We start from the raw sequence: 14,927 nt of genomic DNA, 5'->3' as shown, positions 1-14,927 counted from the left end.
CGCAGCATGGCAAAAACGAGGAGCGCGTACGCGTGTACCGAATGCGGCTGGCAAGCTCCGAAATGGGTCGGTCGCTGCGGCGAGTGCCAAGAGTGGGGCACGGTCGCGGAGAGTGGCAGGCCCGGCGCGACCCTCGGGAAGACCGTGCGTCCTACGACTCCGGGAGTGGGTCGGGAGGCTCGTCCCATCACCGAGCTTCGGGGCGACGCGGTAGCGCATCGATCCACAGGTATTGGCGAACTCGATCGAGTGTTGGGCGGGGGGATTGTTCCCGGAGCCGCGATCCTGTTTTCAGGAGAGCCAGGTGTCGGTAAGTCGACGCTGCTCTTAGATGTGGCCGCACACATCGCTTCACTCGGCGGTCGGGTGCTGTATGCGAGCGGTGAGGAATCAACGGGCCAGATCCGCATGCGCGCCGAGCGCACGGGAGCGCTGCACGACACGCTCTTTCTGGCGAGTGAAAACGATTTGGGCACGGTTCTCGGCCACATTGAGGCGGTGCGCCCGAGCCTAGTCATCGTTGACTCGGTGCAGACGCTCGCGAGCGATCTCGTCGATGGCAGCGCAGGCGGGCCGTCTCAGGTGCGGGAGGTAGCGGCTGCCCTGATCCGCGTGGCGAAAGATCAGGGCATCCCAGTGATTCTCGTCGGTCACGTCACGAAAGATGGATCGGTGGCGGGGCCCCGGCTGCTCGAGCACCTGGTCGACGTGGTGTGTCACTTTGAGGGTGATCGTCGCACCGCGCTCCGTTTCCTCCGCACACTGAAGAACCGCTACGGCCCGACCGATGAGGTTGGGTGCTTTGAGATGACGAGCGCTGGTATCTCCGAGGTGTCCGACCCCTCAGGCCTATTTCTCAGCCACGGCTCCGAGCCGGTGAGCGGTACATGTGCAACCGTCGCGATGGAGGGTCGCCGACCCCTTCCCGTTGAGGTTCAGGCCCTGGTTGTGCCGAGCCCCACCCCGAACCCGCGGCGCGTGACGAGTGGTGTCGACTCCTCGCGGGTCGCGATGATTCTTGCGGTACTTGAGCGACGAGTGGGGCTGAGGCTCCACACCAAAGACGTGTACGTCTCGACTGTGGGAGGGGTGCGCTTGCACGAGCCCGCTGCCGACCTCGCGATCGCGCTCGCGGTGATCTCGGCAGATGTTGATCAGCCGCTCCCGCACGACCTGGCCGCCATCGGTGAGCTCAGCCTCGCGGGGGAGATCCGACCGGTCGTTAGCGGGCCCCAACGCACGAGCGAGGCTAGGCGACTCGGGTATTCACGGCTTATCGATGCGGAGGCGGGGAGCCTACGCCGGGCGCGTGAGCTTGCTCTCGGAAACGAGGAGTAAACTCGAACCTTGTGAGCAATAACACTGTAGACGTGGTCCTCATTGGCGGTGGCGTGATGAGCGCCACCCTCGGCACTCTGATCAAGCAGGTTGAACCCGACTGGTCGATTGAGATCATCGAGTCTCGACTTGAGGTCGCAACGGAGAGCAGCAACGCTTGGAATAACGCCGGCACCGGCCATGCGGCCCTGTGTGAGCTGAACTATATGCCGGAAGCCGCCGACGGAAGCTTGACCGCAGCCAAAGCGATCGAGATCAACGAGCAATTCCAGCTCTCTCGCCAGTGGTGGTCATCGCTCGTGAAGCAGGGCGTTCTTGGCACGCCGTCCGGTTTCATCAACCCCACCCCGCACATGACTTTTGTGCACGGCGAGAAGAACGTCGACTACCTGCGTCGCAGGTACGAACTCTTGAAGCCGGAACCGCTGTTCTCCGACATGGAGTACAGCGAAGACGCGTCACAAATTGCCGAGTGGACTCCGCTCCTCATCGAGCGTCGCTCGAAAGATCAGGTGTTCGCCGCGACACGATCCACCAGTGGCACCGACGTCGACTTCGGCGAGGTGACCCGCCAACTGCTTGATCACATGGTCGAGAACGGTGCAAAGCTGGGCTTGGGACAGGAAGCGACCAAGCTGCGCCGTCTCGCCGATGGTACCTGGGACGTCGATATTCGCAACCGTGCGGGCTACGGCAGCTCGACGTTGAATGCGCGTTTCGTGTTTGTCGGTGCCGGTGGAGGCGCGCTGTCGCTGCTGCAGTCATCGGGGATTCCCGAGATTCGTGGCTTCGGAGGCTTCCCTATCAGCGGTAAGTTCTTGCGTTGCGATAACCCCGAGGTCGTGCGTGATCACCAGGCGAAGGTCTACGGTAAGGCAGCGGTGGGTGCGCCCCCAATGTCGGTGCCGCACCTCGATACTCGGGTGGTCGACGGCCAAAAGAGCCTGCTGTTCGGACCCTACGCTGGGTTTAGCCCGAACTTCCTGAAAAAGGGTTCGTGGTGGGATCTGCCGGGCTCGATCCGCACGCACAACCTCGGCCCGATGGTGAAGGTCGGCCTCAGCGAGTTCGCGCTCGAGAAGTATCTTCTGGGCGAGGTGTTCGCGAGCCGTGAGAAGCAGATGGCCGCGCTGCGCGAGTACATGCCGTCGGCGAAGAGCGAAGACTGGTACATGATCAGCGCCGGCCAGCGCGTGCAGGTCATGAAGAAGGATCCCAAGAAGGGCGGCGTGCTGCAGTTTGGCACCGAGGTGATCACCGGTGCCGAGGGTACGATCGCTGGGCTGCTTGGGGCCTCACCCGGCGCTTCGACCGCCGTGCACGCCATGCTCGGAGTGCTCGAGAAGTGCTTCCCAGAAAAGTTCGAAAGTCAGTGGAAGGCCGAGTTCACGCAGCAGGTTCCCGCCTACGGTGTGGGCCTGAATCACGATCCGGCGGCAGCCGCCGCGTCTTTGGCTGAGACCGCCGAGGTGCTGGGCCTGAACGCCTCAGTCAAGGTCTGATTCACGTTTCGACCGGTCTGGTCCTCTCGCCGGCCGGACTGGTTCACCTCCGAAGCGGTCGGTTCCACTGTTCGACCGGGCTGTTCCGCCTCTGAACCGGTGGCGTCTCGTTTCGACCGGTCGCCACCCCGGGATTTTCCGGCGTTCTGTGTAGCCTCGGAGAAAACCACAATTTCGGCCTAGCGGGCCGGATTCGCATCCGAGATTGTGGTTTTCTCCCAGCAGATGATTGAACACCTGCGTGGCTAGTGAGTCTGGTCAGCGAGCAGGCGCTCGAGGTAGAGTGCGGTGTCTTCCCATCCGGTGACCGCATGGCAGGCGACGCCGAGTGCCTTCACCGGGTAGTCGTTGCCATCAGGGTCGAGCCGGTCGCCTATGAATAGCATTTCTTCGAGTGAAACTCCCGTGTGCTCAGCTAGCTTCCGCATGCCATAGGCCTTGTCGATGCCTCGCCGAGTGATGTCTACCGATGTGGATCCGCCGCTGCGCACTTCGAGCTCTGGCAGCCGGGCTGCGACCGCCGCGCGCAACGCATTCTTCTTCGCGCCGTCAGGATCCCACGCGTGCTTGACGTCGACCGGCGCACGCTGGCCGAGCGCGGAAAATGTGACCTGTGAGCCGCGATCCTCGAGAATCTCGCCCCAGGTGCGCTCCTCCCAGACACCAAGTCGCTCTGCTTCCTCGCGCAGCGCGAGGAGTGCTGACTCGCTCTCTGCTGCGCTGAGGTTCTCCTGGTAGATGGTGCGCCAGGATCCATCCTCGCGGCGCTCGTAGCGCGTACCGCAGGTGGGCAGGAGATGCAGCCGCTCGAGGGCGGCCTCATCGACGCCCGTAAAACCTTCGAGACGTGAGACCAACTGGGCCTCGAACTGCTCGAAGTTGCCTCCCGAGATCACCGCGACCGTGGTGTGTTCGAGCAGGCGCGAGAACACGGCCAGCATGCGGGGATCTACGGGCGATTTTGAGGGTGCGAGGGTGTCGTCGAGATCGAAGGCAATGAGGCGGGGGAGTGAGGTCATGCTCGTGTTTCTCTCAGTGGATCTGGCCACCCTCAACCGTACAGAAAAGCGTGGGGCCGTGCTCGCCAGGGCCACACGTTGTGGTGGGCGGTTCACTCACCCGCGAGGGCGGCGAGAGCCTGCGAGATCAGGGGAGAGTGCGGATCGGCAGCGAGATCACAGCGGCCGAGCGCTCTGTATTCGCATGATCTCAAGGAGCGTCGGGTAATTCGCGCCGGGAACTGCGGCGTAGTAGTGCGGCTGCAGGTGGTCGCCACGTGCCGGTTGCGCCTCGCCATCGCGGAAGCCCAGATATGTGCCGCCTGCCTGCTGCACAATAAACCCGGCTGCGGCCACATCCCAGGGGTTCGTTTCGAAGGAGACGGTGGCATCGATCCACCCCGCTGCGATCCAGCACAGTGTGATGCATGTGCTGCCGAGCATGCGCACCTGGGCAAACTCCCGCGTCACCCGCGCGAACTGTTCAAGCGCTAGGTCGGGCAGATGCACGAGATCGCGCGGCAGGGGAAAATTCATCGCGACAGTTGCTTGCGCTGGCTGCAAAGCGCCAGTGCTGCGGATCGGTTGCGTACGACCCTGGTGGTCGGCCAAGAATGCACCGCGGTCATCTGCCCAAAACAGTTGGTCTGCAACGGGGTCGAAGACCACTCCCGAGATGATCTCGCCGTCTTGGGCGATGCCAATGCTTACGGCCCACATGGCGATACCGCGGGCGAAATTGGAGGTGCCATCAATCGGGTCGATATACCAGGTCAGGGTACCGTCACCTTCGCTGCGGCCACCCTCCTCGCCAACGATGGAGGAATCGGGGTACGCGGCAAGAATTTCGCGACAAATGTGCTCCTCGCAGGTGCGGTCGAGCAGTGTGACCACGTCGTGAATGCTGTGCTTGGCGGAGACTTCGAGGCCGGGGTCGCGAAATCCGGCCATCGCTATCTGCCCGGCTTCGCGGGCGACGCGGATCGCGAAATCGGTTATCTCATGCACCCTGCTCACCCCAGCAGCGTAGCCGAGCTCGGCGATACAACTCCGAGCGGGTGCACCGAGTAGACTCGATCCTTGGTGCGTCGTGCGCCGAGTGCCCATTTCGGGCTGTGAGGAGACGTAATTCGATGACTGTAAAGGTGGCTGTCGCGGGTGTCGGCAACTGTGTGAGCTCTCTTGTGCAGGGGGTTGAGTACTATCGGGGCGCGGCCGATGATGCCCAGGTTCCGGGTCTGATGCATGTGCGGCTCGGCGGACATCATGTCTCCGATCTGGAATTCGTCGCGGCCTTTGAAGTCGACGCAACGAAGGTCGGAACCGATCTCAGCGAGGCGATCTGGGCCGGCCACAACAACACCATCAAATTCTCTGATGTGCCACACTTGGGACTGGAGGTGCTTCGCGGACCCACCCTTGACGGCCTCGGTGAATACTACCGGGATGTCGTCGAGGAGTCGCCCGCGCAGCCTGTTGACGTGGCGCAGGTGTTGCGTGATTCTGGAGCTGACGTGCTCGCCTGCTATCTGCCGGTCGGCAGCGAGGAGGCGGCGAAGTTCTACGCGCAAGCAGCCCTCGATGCGGGTGTTGCGTTCGTCAACGCGATCCCGGTGTTCATCGCGAGCGACCCCGTGTGGGCCGAGAAGTTCGTCGACGCGGGGGTGCCCATCGTGGGTGACGACATTAAGAGCCAGGTCGGCGCAACGATCACGCACCGCGTGCTCGCGCACCTGATGGAGAGCCGCGGTATCGCGCTCGACCACACCTACCAGCTCAACGTAGGCGGCAACATGGACTTCAAAAACATGCTTGAGCGTAGTCGTCTCGCCTCGAAGAAGATCTCAAAGACGCAGGCCGTGACCTCGAACATTTCGGCCAATCTGGCGCCTGAAGATGTGCATGTTGGTCCGAGCGACCACGTGCCGTGGTTAGAGGATCGCAAGTTCGCTTTCGTGCGGCTCGAGGGGCGCGGCTTCGGCGATGTGCCGATGAGCCTCGAGTACAAGCTTGAGGTATGGGATTCGCCCAACTCGGCGGGCACGATGATCGATGCGATCCGCTGCGCGAAGGTGGCGAAGGATCGCGGCCACGCGGGCCCTATCGAAGCCGCTTCGGCGTACTTCATGAAGTCGCCCCCCGTGCAGAAGCCCGATCACATTGCGCGCGAAGAGCTCGAGGCGTTTCTCGCCGGCAACTAGGCCCTTCCGTCAGCTACTCCTCGCGAGGGCTGTCGACGACACCGATGAAGCGGCTCCCAATGCCGTTTGTCTCCCGCCGGCGCATGCCGGCCGGCAAGTCCGGTAGTTCTCCGTAGGAGTGTTCGAGGCACGAGAGGTAGGTGAACTCGGGCCACCATTTCTTCGGACGAGCCATCTCGGAATATCCACAGATTACGCACTTCAGTTCTACCCACACAGGTCTTTTACCGGTGCGATTGGCGCGTGACTGAAGAAGCCACGCCGGCGGATTTGCCTGAAACTGCTCGAATTCTTCCTCCGTCATTCGAACGGGAAGATCGTGGCGCCGAGCCATTTCGATGGAAATGTCGAGTCGTAGTGCTAGGTCGCGTTGGGAGATCACACCCTATTATCGCAAGCGCGCTGCGAGGGTATCGCCCGCTGTGTTCGACCCATTAACCCGTCGACCCGTGGATCACTCGTGATGCGGGCTGTGGTCATCGACGTCGGGCTTCGCCCGCAAGGTGTCGGCCAATTCTTCTTCGGGGCGCGGCGCGATGGTCTGATCCGTCTCAAGATCTGGAACGGAATGCTCTCCCGGCGCGGGAACGTGTTTGTGCGGGATGGGTTCAGAAAAGTTAGACACGATGATCCCTTCGGTCGGTGACATTCACAGCGTAGGGGTTCTGCCGATGAACAGCCAGGAGTGCCGATGACGGCGCTTCCAACACCCTCCTTGACAGCGCACCAGGTCTGCACAATTTGAGCTCAGCAAAGAAAAAAGTCCTGAGTCACGACCAGTTTGTCAACTATGTCGCGACTCAGGACATTGGTCGGGATGACAGGATTTGAACCTGCGACCCCGTCGTCCCGAACGACGTGCGCTACCAAGCTGCGCCACATCCCGATTGCGCCTGAGCGCATCGACCACTCTATCGCGACTGAAGGGGATGGCCAAAACCAGCGCCGCCTGGGAGCGGTCAATTCAGCCACGCTGCTGTTTCCGTTACCCGAGCGCGGGGTACGCTCCCGGGGAGAGACGGTCGCCAATGACCGGAAACTCGGCCCGCACCTGGGCCACAAGACCGGGGTCGAGATCCACAATCAGGACTTCTTCGTCGGATGGCGAACACTCAGCGACGACGGTACCCCAGGGGTCGACCACGCGGCTGCAGCCTCCGAGCTCAATTTCGCCCTGACTGCCGCAGGCGTTTACGGCGAGCACCCACAGCTGATGCTCGACCGCACGGGCTTGCGTGAGGAGACGCCAGTGCTCACGCCGTGCTGCGGGCCACGCGGCGGGAACAGCCACGGACTCGGCACCCCGTGCCCCGAGCTCCAGCCAGAGGCCCGGGAAACGCAGGTCGTAGCAGGTGGTGCTCGCGAGTGGCCCGAGCGGGCTGCTCGAGACGCCAAGTGCGTCGCCGGGGGTGAGAAGCTCGGCCTCAAGCGACTGATACCCGAACACGTGGATTTTCCGATAGGTGTGCGCAATCTCGCCCGTCGGTGAGATCAGAACCGCGGTGTTGTGCAACGAGCCGGCCGCGCCTCGCTCCACAAAACTGCCCAGGTGGATCCAGGCGCCCAAATCTTTCGCGACACGCTGCCCCATAGAGACGGTCGGTCCGTCGAGTGCCTCGGCCAAGTCGTCGTAGTGTGCAAACGCGAAGTACCCTGCGCTCCACAGCTCAGGTAGCACGAACAACTCCACGCTCGAGTCGCCGTGAGCGCGCAACAGAGTTTCAACCCGGTCGATGCGCTCAGACTGGCTTTCTGAGTCGGGGCTGGCGACCTGTACGAGTGCGACCCGGGTCATGCGCGTGCCCTGCTGAGTGGCGGATCGGCGGCCTCGCCCCCGGCCTGAGCCGAGCCGTCACTGCCGCGCATGAGATTCAATGAATCGTGTGCGATGGTTCCCTCGCGGTGGGCTCGCATGAGTGCCTCGATCTCTGTCGCCGGAGCACCCGCCGCGATGCGGTCGATCAGGTGCTCATGTTCGTCGCTGAGGCGCTGCGCGAGGGTGCCACGGTACCCCACCACTGAGGCGCGCACCGCAGCGACGCGGGAACGGCCGCGGTCAAGCTGGTCGCGCAGGTGTTGATTAGGGCACGGTGCCCGAAGGATGCCGTGGAACTCCAGGCTGCCCTCGTTGTAACCGTGGAAATCACCGGCATGGTAGGCAGCGTTCATGCGTGCATTCACGGCGCGGGCCTGCGTGAGGTCTTCGGGAGTGAGACTGGCGGCGGACATCCCCACAGCGAGCCCTTCAAGGACCGCCTCCACCTGCATGATCTCGCGGTATTCGTCGATGCCCAGCTCCCGCACCCGCACGCCACGATGGAAGAGAAACTCGATCAGTCCCTCGGATTCCAGTCGTCGCAACGCCTCGCGAGTCGGGATCAGGCTGACCCCAGTTTCCTCAGCCAAGATGCCGATGTTGAGTGATTCGCCGGCCGCAAACGTACCGTCGACGATCCGCTCCATCACATAGTCGTAGACATGTTGGGTCTTGTTGCCTTTTATCTGCTGAGACTCCGCGGCCATCATGCCATCCGCTCGCCGGGAAGGGCAACGTGTCGCGAGAGGAACACGGATATGTCAGCAACTTCATTCACGCTGATGCCGTGGGCAATGCCGGGATACAAGCGGGCTTCGACCTCAGTGTGCGCCGGGAGCCACTCAGCAGTAAACGCGATCCGATCGGCGCTGATAATGGGGTCGGCGGCATCGCGACCCCAGAAGACCGGCGGACGCACCTCGGCGAGGTGTGCGTCACCGGAGAATCCGCCGGGAACCACAAAGCCCGAACAGTTCACCCCGCACGCAAAGCGCTCGGGCTGGAGACGAAGCATCGAGGTGACCATTGCCCCGCCTTGCGAGAAGCCCATGAGTGCCTGGGTGCCGAGCCCCCCGGAAACCTGCGCGTCGAGTTCGTCGAGCCACTGCAGCATCGCGAGCGCGGCGACATGTGGTGCGGTATCGGCGAAGTCAGCGGGGGGAGCCTCCGGCACCGGCGTTCCGTCAGCCCCGAAGGAAATCGGGAACCAGGCAAAGCCGTTGACGACGGGAGGTGGAGCTGTCAGTGGGGCCCGAGGAGAGGCGCATACGAAGGCCCCGGGGAGCTTGGGAGCGAGCTCGATCAGATCGCCCTCGAAGGAGCCGTAGCCGTGCATCAGCAACAACAGGGGCCTCTCGGAAAGCGCCGCGACAGCTTCCTCTCGGGAAGCCGTGGCACCCCCAATCGACCAGCGCACGAGGTCATCGTTGATCCACACACCACTCATGCAACTCAGCCTAGTCTTTGCCGTATATATTTGCGTGGCTCTGGCTACCTGGTGGGTTATCCGAACCGACCGCTGACGTAATCTTCGGTCGACTTCTCTGTCGGTGTCGAGAAGATCGTGCGGGTGTCGGCGTATTCGATGAGTTTGCCAGGCTTGCCCGTGCCCGCGATGTTGAAGAAGGCGGTGCGATCGGAAACACGCGACGCCTGCTGCATGTTGTGTGTCACGATGACGATCGTGTACTCGCTCTTGAGCTCGTCAATGAGATCTTCGATGGCAAGGGTTGAGATCGGGTCGAGCGCCGAGCAGGGCTCATCCATCAACAACACCTCTGGTCGTACAGCGATCGCGCGCGCGATGCATAGGCGCTGCTGCTGGCCGCCCGAGAGGCCTGAGCCCGGCTTGTCGAGCCGATCTTTCACTTCATTCCAAAGATTTGCGCCGGTCAGTGAGCGTTCGAGCAGGCTCTCGGCATCGCTCTTGGAGATCTTTCGGTTGTTGAGGCTCACGCCAGCGAGAACATTTTCACGAATCGACATCGTGGGGAAGGGATTGGGACGCTGGAACACCATGCCCACCTGGCGCCGCACACGCACAGGATCGACTCCTGGTGCGTAGAGGTCTTCTCCGTCAAGCAGCACCTCGCCCTCGACGCGCGCACCGGGGATCACCTCGTGCATGCGGTTGAGCGTGCGTAGAAAGGTTGACTTGCCGCACCCAGATGGGCCGATGAATGCGGTAACACTGCGCGGCTCGATGCTCATCGTCACGCCCTCCACCGCACGGAAATTCCCGTAGTAGACGTTGAGATCGTTGACCTCTATGCGTTTCGACATTGTGCTGGGATTCTTTCTGTCGGGGGTGGATCGCGAACTACGGGAAGCTGCTCGTGAGTCGTTAGCGCTTGGTCTTAGGCGAAAACTGACGAGCGATGAGTCGCGCAAACAGGTTCAGGAGCATCACGATCAGGATCAGCACGAGCGCCGCCGCCCACGCGCGGTCAAGGAACGCAAATGCAGGGTTTCCTTGGTTCGCGAATTGGGTATAGACGAAGACCGGGAGCGACTGCATTCTGTCTTCGAACAGGTTGTAATTCATGCTCGCTGTGAAACCTGCGGTGATGAGCAAGGGAGCAGTCTCGCCAATCACTCGTGCGATCGCGAGCATGATGCCCGTGGTGATGCCCGCGATAGAGGTCGGGAGTACGACCTTCAGGATGGTGAGCCACTTAGGTACCCCGAGCGCGTATGCGGCTTCACGCAACTCATTTGGAACCAGGCGGAGCATCTCCTCACTTGATCGCACAACGACCGGAATCATGAGCACTGAGAGCGCAACCGCGCCAATGATACCCATGCGCACGCCCGGTCCGAACACGATGGCGAACACCGCGTAGGCGAACAAACCGGCAACGATTGAGGGGATTCCGGTCATCACATCGACGAAGAATCTGATGGCCCTGGCTACCTTGCCCCGACCGTACTCGACCAGGTAGATGGAGGTGAGTAGCCCGAGCGGCACGGAAATCACTGTGGCCGCCAACGTGATGAGTAGTGTTCCGAGCATGGCGTGGAGGGCGCCACCGCCCTCGCCGATCACGTTGCGCATCGACCAGGTGAAGAACTGCACATCGAACCGTGCGAGGCCGCTGCTGACCACGGTCACTGCAACGGAAACGAGCGGGATCATTGCGATCACGAAGGCGCCAGTTACCAATGACGTGACGAACCGATCCACCGCTCGGCGCCGGCCCTCTACCGCGGCTGAGAGCGCTGTATTGGCCACCAAGAACACCAGCGCGCCAACAACCAGCGCGCCAACCACACTGAACTCTCCGTCTTCTGCGAGCGACAGGAGAGTGAAAAGCGCAATGCCGACGAGCAAGCTCGCGGCCAGCACGACCCAGGTGGTCGCCCGCGGGAGGCGATTGCCGCTCAGGCTGGAACCCGTGCCCACCGGCCGAATGGAGATATCGCTCATGGCTCAGTTCGCTCCATCCGCGTTGGGTCGACGGCTCACAAACCAGCGCGCGCCGGCGTTGACGAGCAGCGTCAAGACGAACAGGACCAGGCCTGTCGCAATGAGTACGTTGATGTTTTCGCCATACGCTTCTGGGAACGACAGGGCGATGTTCGCGGCGATTGTCGAGGGGTTCTCTGAGGTGAGAAGCCTCCAGCTCACGATGCCAGTCGCGGAGAGCACCATCGCGACCGCCATCGTCTCTCCGAGTGCCCGGCCCAAGCCGAGCATCGCGGCCGAAACGATGCCGGATCTCCCAAATGGGAGTACAGACAAACGAATCATCTCCCAGCGGGTGGCGCCAAGCGCGAGCGCCGCTTCTTCGTTGAGCACTGGTGTCTGCAGAAACACCTCTCGACAGATTGCGGTCATGACCGGCAACACCATTACCGCGAGTACGATCGCCGCGGTCAATATGGTGCGCCCGGTTCCCGAGACCATGCCGCCAAAGATCGGGATCCAGCCCAGATTGACATTGAGCCATTCGAAAAGTGGACGAACAGCCGGGGCGAGTACGCCGATACCCCAGAGACCAAAAACCACACTGGGCACGGCAGCGAGGAGATCCACCGCATATCCGAGAACAGCGGACAGCTTTCGCGGGGCGTAGTGGGAGATGAACAGCGCAATGGCTATCGAAAGCGGAAGTGCGAGCAGGAGCGCAAGAAACGACGCCCAAATCGTGCCGAAGGCGAGCGGCCCGACGTACGCCCAGAAATTCGAGGGAAGGAGCGAGGCCGTTTCGTCAGTGGCGAAGAACGCTGGCATGCTCTGCGCGAGCAAGAAGAATGCCACCGCGCCCAGGGTGACCAGGATCATGATGCCAGCGAACAGTGCAGAGCGAGAGAATACTCGATCTCCGCGGCTCAGTATCGGCCGAGTAGTTACGGTCACAGTGTCTCCGGATGGAAAGCGGCGGGTGGCGAGGTCGTCGGCAGTGCGGGTGATTCTGACACGAAGTCTCTCTGCAGGTTAACTGATGGCATCGATAGCAACGAGGATACGAGTCCGTAAGTCCGCTGAGATGGGTGCACCGCCAGCGGAACTCGCCGCCTCCTGCTGCCCTTCTTCGCTTGTGACGTAAGTGAAGTACGCCTTGACCAGCTCGGCGCTTGACGGATCCGAGTAGGTTTCGCACCCCACGAGGTAACTCACGAGGACGATCGGGTACACCTGTTCGGCCGTGATGGCGCGATCGAGTTCGATAGCGAGATCGTTGGCCCCCCGCCCCTCCCCGGTGGGAGAGAGGTCGACCATGGCTGCCGCTGCTTCGGGTGTGTAGGTGACAAAACTCTGGCCCACCTTCACGGCCACAGTCCCGAGATCTCCGGCGCGTGAGGCATCGGTATAGCCGATGGTGCCCACCCCGTTGGTTACCGCTTCCACGACGCCCGAAGTGCCTTGTGCCCCTTCGCCGCCAAATTCGCTCGGCCAGGTCCCCACTGCGCCGGCGGTCCACACCTCAGGGGCAGCGCCGGCAAGGTAGTCTGTGAAATTATCGGTGGTTCCCGAGTCGTCGGAGCGATGCACCGGTGTGATGTTTGTGCTGGGAAGATTCGCGCTCGGGTTGAGTTCAACGATCGCAGGATCATCCCACTGAGTAATCTGTCCGGTGAAGATCTTGGCGATCGTTTCGCCATCGAGATTGAGTGCCTCTACGTCCGAGACGTTAAAAATCAGAGCAATTGGCGAGATGTACGCGGGGAACTGGATGATGCTACTGCCAGGTGCGCAACTTCTGAATGGCCCCGCCTCGATTTCAGACAGATCGAAAGCGCGGTCTGAGCCTGCGAAAGTGCTTGCGCCTTGCTGAAACGTCTCTCGCCCAGCGCCTGAACCGGTGGGATCGTAGGCTACCGTCACGTCGGGGTTCTGTGTTTGAAAACTTGCGACCCACGAGACCTGGGCAGCTGCCTGGGCTGACGATCCTGAACCAATGAGCGTGCCTGACAGCGACGAGTTGTTGCCCTCGCCATTTGTGAGGTTCATTTCGTTGACGGCACACGCTGAGAGACTGAACATTGCGACGACGCTGAGCGCTGCAACCGCAAGTCGAGCTGATTGTTTCACTCCGTGAGGTTTCCGTTTCTTTCAGTTCGATTCGACTTAGTCGGAATGCTGCGTTGGCGGAGGTCGTCGTTCACCGAACAACTCACCCATTCTTGAATAGAAACATGAACAGCAGGTAAACGCCAGTGGGTCTTTGCGAGCTCCGAAGCCATTGCGATTACATCAGTGCACCTAAGCTATGTTTGTGCAGCCTGGTCTCAGAAAACAGTGGAAATTCTTCTTTGGTGTTGTTGGAGCGCTAGCTCTGTCTGTAAGTGCTGCGGGTTGCGCGAGCGAGTCGGTGTCAAACTCTACGCCTGAACCCACGACCGAAGTAACGGAAGCCCCCATTCCTGAGCCTCAACCGATGCCAGGCAACGGGCCTGAGTGTCCAACCATGCACTGCGTGTCCGTGGCCATGACGGGTGATCTGCTGTTTCATCAGGGACTGTGGACTCCCTACGCAATCCCGACGAATGAGGCCGGGCAGAATTTCGACTTTGTTCCTCTGCTCGAGGGTCAGCGCGCATATCTCGATCGAACCGACCTTGCGATATGCCAGATGGAAACACCGCTCGCCCCCGTGGGCGGCCCGTATTTCGGCTACCCCGCGTTTAGCACCCCACCGGAACTTGCCGCCGCTGTAAAGAACATCGGTTACGACGTGTGCACTACTGCGTCAAACCACACGGTCGACATGGGAACCGAAGGCCTGCTGCGTACCCTCGACGGGCTCGACGCCGCAGGTATCGCCCACACGGGCTCCTACCGGGCCGAGGGTGAACGGGATGTGCCTCTGATCGTCGAAGCCAACGGCGTGAAGATCGCGATCATCACGTCGACCTTTTCGCTGAATGGCTTGTCTGCCGAACACGACTGGCAGGTCGACTACGGGGGGCCTGAGCTCGGGCTCGATCCGGAGAGAGCTATCGCGAAAGCGCAGGCGGCTCGGGATGCCGGGGCAGACCTAGTCATCGGTGTGCAGCACGCGGGTACCGAATACTCCACCACGCCCGATGTACAACAGGTCGGCAACGCGCACCAGCTCGTCGACAGTGGCCTCTTTGACTTCGTTTATAATCACCACACGCACTCGGTGCAGCCGATGGAGGTCTACAACGGTCGGTGGATCGCCTACGGGCTCGGGAATACGATCAGTGAGTCGGCCCCGCCGAGCGAACGCGTGAACAATGAGTTCCTCATGGTGCGCGTGCAATTTGCCTTGCAGGAGGACGGCACCTGGTTGACCAATGACGTGGCCTGGAACGCCGCAACCAATACGCAAAGCGGCACATACAAGTGGTGTTCAGTGGCGTCTGATGCGCCGCAAGGCGTCTGCCAGTGGCCCGAATTTGATGCCGACGTGCGCGAGCGGACCCGTGCCACCGTCAACGCGCTGGGTGCCGCCGAGCTCGGTGCGCGGGAGTGGCTCATTACGCAGGAGTAACGCGGGGGTCGTTTTCTGACTTCACCCACTCACCGGCTGTTGTGCACCGCACAGACAGCGTTTGGTTACCATCCGTTCATTTCGATGGCTTTGGCTAGTCCACGTTGGGT

15 protein-coding genes and 1 tRNA gene are annotated in these 14,927 nt (G+C 61.7%); 4 read left to right on the top strand and 12 right to left on the bottom strand.

All coding sequences use genetic code 11. The annotated features are described in order from the left end of the window. Positions 1-6: 6 nt before the first annotated feature. Both radA and mqo read left to right on the top strand, forming a co-directional pair. Complete coding sequence (gene radA, locus ACTNFJ_RS09075) at positions 7-1,338, top strand: DNA repair protein RadA (RefSeq protein WP_435905988.1); 1,332 nt, start codon at positions 7-9, stop codon at positions 1,336-1,338. Between the two features lie 56 nt (positions 1,339-1,394). Then, the gene (gene mqo, locus ACTNFJ_RS09070) at positions 1,395-2,840 is read left to right on the top strand and encodes a malate dehydrogenase (quinone) (protein ID WP_444711814.1); all 1,446 of its coding nucleotides are present in this window, start codon (positions 1,395-1,397) and stop codon (positions 2,838-2,840) included. Between the two features lie 245 nt (positions 2,841-3,085). On the opposite strand, the gene ACTNFJ_RS09065 is transcribed toward mqo, so the two are convergent. Together ACTNFJ_RS09065 and ACTNFJ_RS09060 are read right to left on the bottom strand one after the other, a co-directional pair. Continuing rightward, the gene (locus tag ACTNFJ_RS09065; protein WP_435905986.1) at positions 3,086-3,859 is read right to left on the bottom strand and encodes an HAD-IIB family hydrolase; all 774 of its coding nucleotides are present in this window, start codon (positions 3,857-3,859) and stop codon (positions 3,086-3,088) included. 156 nt (positions 3,860-4,015) lie between these two features. Further along, the gene (locus ACTNFJ_RS09060) at positions 4,016-4,855 is read right to left on the bottom strand and encodes an inositol monophosphatase family protein (protein WP_435905985.1); all 840 of its coding nucleotides are present in this window, start codon (positions 4,853-4,855) and stop codon (positions 4,016-4,018) included. Between the two features lie 116 nt (positions 4,856-4,971). On the opposite strand from ACTNFJ_RS09060, the gene ACTNFJ_RS09055 reads away from it, so the two are divergent. Then, the gene (locus tag ACTNFJ_RS09055; RefSeq protein ID WP_435905984.1) at positions 4,972-6,039 is read left to right on the top strand and encodes an inositol-3-phosphate synthase; all 1,068 of its coding nucleotides are present in this window, start codon (positions 4,972-4,974) and stop codon (positions 6,037-6,039) included. Positions 6,040-6,052: 13 nt separating this feature from the next. On the opposite strand, the gene ACTNFJ_RS09050 is transcribed toward ACTNFJ_RS09055, so the two are convergent. The 10 genes from ACTNFJ_RS09050 to pstS form a co-directional block, all read right to left on the bottom strand. Next, positions 6,053-6,421, bottom strand: coding sequence for a hypothetical protein (locus ACTNFJ_RS09050; protein WP_435905983.1), 369 nt, complete (start codon positions 6,419-6,421; stop codon positions 6,053-6,055). Between the two features lie 72 nt (positions 6,422-6,493). Continuing rightward, on the bottom strand, positions 6,494-6,664 hold the full coding sequence (locus ACTNFJ_RS09045; RefSeq protein WP_435905982.1) for a hypothetical protein: 171 nt from the start codon (positions 6,662-6,664) through the stop codon (positions 6,494-6,496). A gap of 184 nt (positions 6,665-6,848) precedes the next feature. After that, positions 6,849-6,925 (bottom strand) — tRNA-Pro (locus ACTNFJ_RS09040). Between the two features lie 99 nt (positions 6,926-7,024). Further along, positions 7,025-7,834, bottom strand: a complete 810-nt coding sequence (locus ACTNFJ_RS09035; RefSeq protein WP_435905981.1) for a nitrilase-related carbon-nitrogen hydrolase — start codon at positions 7,832-7,834, stop codon at positions 7,025-7,027. Continuing rightward, positions 7,831-8,562, bottom strand: coding sequence for a GntR family transcriptional regulator (locus ACTNFJ_RS09030; protein WP_435905980.1), 732 nt, complete (start codon positions 8,560-8,562; stop codon positions 7,831-7,833). Before ACTNFJ_RS09030 ends, ACTNFJ_RS09035 begins: the two co-directional genes overlap by 4 nt. Then, the gene (locus ACTNFJ_RS09025; protein ID WP_435905979.1) at positions 8,562-9,302 is read right to left on the bottom strand and encodes an alpha/beta hydrolase; all 741 of its coding nucleotides are present in this window, start codon (positions 9,300-9,302) and stop codon (positions 8,562-8,564) included. The genes ACTNFJ_RS09030 and ACTNFJ_RS09025 overlap by 1 nt, the downstream gene beginning before the upstream one ends. A gap of 56 nt (positions 9,303-9,358) precedes the next feature. Then, positions 9,359-10,138: a phosphate ABC transporter ATP-binding protein PstB gene (gene pstB / locus ACTNFJ_RS09020; RefSeq protein ID WP_435905978.1), complete on the bottom strand. Its 780-nt coding sequence runs from the start codon at positions 10,136-10,138 to the stop codon at positions 9,359-9,361. 61 nt (positions 10,139-10,199) lie between these two features. Beyond that, positions 10,200-11,282 (bottom strand): phosphate ABC transporter permease PstA, encoded by a 1,083-nt coding sequence (pstA, locus tag ACTNFJ_RS09015; RefSeq protein WP_435905977.1) that lies wholly within the window; start codon positions 11,280-11,282, stop codon positions 10,200-10,202. A gap of 3 nt (positions 11,283-11,285) precedes the next feature. Continuing rightward, the gene (gene pstC, locus ACTNFJ_RS09010) at positions 11,286-12,140 is read right to left on the bottom strand and encodes a phosphate ABC transporter permease subunit PstC (RefSeq protein WP_444711776.1); all 855 of its coding nucleotides are present in this window, start codon (positions 12,138-12,140) and stop codon (positions 11,286-11,288) included. Positions 12,141-12,293: 153 nt separating this feature from the next. After that, positions 12,294-13,391 carry a phosphate ABC transporter substrate-binding protein PstS gene (gene pstS, locus ACTNFJ_RS09005; protein WP_435905975.1) on the bottom strand — a complete coding sequence of 366 codons (1,098 nt, stop codon included), beginning with the start codon at positions 13,389-13,391 and terminating at the stop codon, positions 12,294-12,296. 376 nt (positions 13,392-13,767) lie between these two features. On the opposite strand from pstS, the gene ACTNFJ_RS09000 reads away from it, so the two are divergent. After that, complete coding sequence (locus ACTNFJ_RS09000) at positions 13,768-14,817, top strand: CapA family protein (protein ID WP_435905974.1); 1,050 nt, start codon at positions 13,768-13,770, stop codon at positions 14,815-14,817. The last annotated feature ends 110 nt before the right edge of the window (positions 14,818-14,927 follow it).

Origin of the sequence: Leucobacter shiyiweii, assembly GCF_052446065.1 — a bacterium.
Classification (GTDB): Bacteria; Actinomycetota; Actinomycetes; order Actinomycetales; family Microbacteriaceae; genus Leucobacter.
Note: the sequence above shows the minus strand (reverse complement) of the source record. Positions and strands in the feature narration are given on the sequence as shown.